Origin of the sequence: Morganella morganii H1r (assembly GCF_000633515.1) — a bacterium.
GTDB lineage: Bacteria > Pseudomonadota > Gammaproteobacteria > Enterobacterales > Enterobacteriaceae > Morganella > Morganella morganii_B.
This window is the reverse complement of the sequence record NZ_AYMP01000042.1, coordinates 1-2,938: the sequence shown is the minus strand read 5'-3', so window position 1 is coordinate 2,938 and position 2,938 is coordinate 1. Positions and strand designations below refer to the sequence as shown.

1 rRNA gene is annotated in these 2,938 nt (G+C 52.7%); it reads left to right on the top strand.

What is annotated here, in order from left to right:
- Positions 1–12 precede the first annotated feature (12 nt).
- Positions 13–2,918 (top strand): 23S ribosomal RNA (locus U868_RS0119745).
- Positions 2,919–2,938 lie beyond the last annotated feature (20 nt).

Here is a 2,938-nt window from a genome sequence, read left to right as displayed (position 1 = left end):
TTCGGGTTGTGAGGTTAAGCGAATAAGCGTACACGGTGGATGCCTAGGCAGTCAGAGGCGATGAAGGACGTGCTAATCTGCGATAAGCGCCGGTAAGGTGATATGAACCGTTATAACCGGCGATTTCCGAATGGGGAAACCCAGTGTGATCCGTCACACTATCATTATCTGAATACATAGGGTAATGAAGCGAACCGGGAGAACTGAAACATCTAAGTACCCCGAGGAAAAGAAATCAAACGAGATTCCCCCAGTAGCGGCGAGCGAACGGGGAGCAGCCCAGGACCTTAATCAGTATCAGTGTTAAGAGAACAGTCTGGAAAGGCTGGCCGCAGCAGGTGATAGCCCTGTATCTGAAAGCACTGGTGTTGTGAGTCCGATGAGTAAGGCGGGACACGTGTTATCCTGTCTGAATATGGGGGGACCATCCTCCAAGGCTAAATACTCCTGACTGACCGATAGTGAACCAGTACCGTGAGGGAAAGGCGAAAAGAACCCCGGCGAGGGGAGTGAAAAAGAACCTGAAACCGTGTACGTACAAGCAGTGGGAGCACCTTTATGGTGTGACTGCGTACCTTTTGTATAATGGGTCAGCGACTTATATTCTGTAGCAAGGTTAACCGAATAGGGGAGCCGCAGGGAAACCGAGTCTTAACTGGGCGTCTTAGTTGCAGGGTATAGACCCGAAACCCGGTGATCTAGCCATGGGCAGGTTGAAGGTTGGGTAACACTAACTGGAGGACCGAACCGACTAATGTTGAAAAATTAGCGGATGACTTGTGGCTGGGGGTGAAAGGCCAATCAAACCGGGAGATAGCTGGTTCTCCCCGAAAGCTATTTAGGTAGCGCCTCGTGAATTCATCTCCGGGGGTAGAGCACTGTTTCGGCTAGGGGGTCATCCCGACTTACCAACCCGATGCAAACTGCGAATACCGGAGAATGTTATCACGGGAGACACACGGCGGGTGCTAACGTTCGTCGTGAAGAGGGAAACAACCCAGACCGCCGGCTAAGGTCCCAAAGTCATAATTAAGTGGGAAACGAAGTGGGAAGGCTCAGACAGCCAGGATGTTGGCTTAGAAGCAGCCATCATTTAAAGAAAGCGTAATAGCTCACTGGTCGAGTCGGCCTGCGCGGAAGATGTAACGGGGCTAAATTATGCACCGAAGCCGCGGCAGCGATATGTAAATATTGTTGGGTAGGGGAGCGTTCTGTAAGCCTGTGAAGGTGACCTGTGAGGGTTGCTGGAGGTATCAGAAGTGCGAATGCTGACATAAGTAACGATAATGCGGGTGAAAAACCCGCACGCCGGAAGACCAAGGGTTCCTGTCCAACGTTAATCGGGGCAGGGTGAGTCGACCCCTAAGGCGAGGCTGAAAAGCGTAGTCGATGGGCAACGGGTTAATATTCCCGTACTGGTGGTAACTGCGAAGGGGGGACGGAGAAAGCTAAATCATCCGGGCGACGGTTGTCCCGGTTTAAGCGTGCAGGTGGGCTGACCAGGCAAATCCGGTCGGTTGTTAACACTGAGGCGTGACGACGAGCCACCACGGTGGTGAAGTGATTGATGCTCTGCTTCCGGGAAAAGCCTCTAAGCTCCAGGTTATCATTAATCGTACCCCAAACCGACACAGGTGGTCAGGTAGAGAATACTCAGGCGCTTGAGAGAACTCGGGTGAAGGAACTAGGCAAAATGGTGCCGTAACTTCGGGAGAAGGCACGCTGGCACTAGGTGAAGTCCCTTGCGGACGGAGCTGAAGCCAGCCGCAGATACCAGCTGGCTGCAACTGTTTATTAAAAACACAGCACTGTGCAAACACGAAAGTGGACGTATACGGTGTGACGCCTGCCCGGTGCCGGAAGGTTAATTGATGAGGTTAGCGTAAGCGAAGCTTCTGATCGAAGCCCCGGTAAACGGCGGCCGTAACTATAACGGTCCTAAGGTAGCGAAATTCCTTGTCGGGTAAGTTCCGACCTGCACGAATGGCGTAATGATGGCCAGGCTGTCTCCACCCGAGACTCAGTGAAATTGAACTCGCTGTGAAGATGCAGTGTACCCGCGGCAAGACGGAAAGACCCCGTGAACCTTTACTATAGCTTGACACTGAACATTGAGCCTTGATGTGTAGGATAGGTGGGAGGCAACGAAGTGTGGACGCCAGTCTGCACGGAGCCATCCTTGAAATACCACCCTTTAACGTTTGATGTTCTAACCCAGACCCGTAATCCGGGTCGGGGACCGTGTCTGGTGGGTAGTTTGACTGGGGCGGTCTCCTCCCAAAGAGTAACGGAGGAGCACGAAGGTTGGCTAAGCATGGTCGGACATCATGCGGTTAGTGCAAAGGCATAAGCCAGCTTGACTGCGAGAGTGACGGCTCGAGCAGGTACGAAAGTAGGTCTTAGTGATCCGGTGGTTCTGAATGGAAGGGCCATCGCTCAACGGATAAAAGGTACTCCGGGGATAACAGGCTGATACCGCCCAAGAGTTCATATCGACGGCGGTGTTTGGCACCTCGATGTCGGCTCATCACATCCTGGGGCTGAAGTAGGTCCCAAGGGTATGGCTGTTCGCCATTTAAAGTGGTACGCGAGCTGGGTTTAGAACGTCGTGAGACAGTTCGGTCCCTATCTGCCGTGGGCGCTGGAAGATTGAGAGGGGTTGCTCCTAGTACGAGAGGACCGGAGTGAACGCACCACTGGTGTACGGGTTGTGATGCCAATTGCATTGCCCGGTAGCTAAGTGCGGAAGAGATAACCGCTGAAAGCATCTAAGCGGGAAACTTGCCTCGAGATGAGTCTTCCCTGATTCCTAGAGAATCCTGAAGGAACGTTTGAGACTAAGACGTTGATAGGCTGGGTGTGTAAGCGCAGCGATGCGTTGAGCTGACCAGTACTAATGAACCGTGAGGCTTAACCTGACAACACCGAAGGTGTTTTG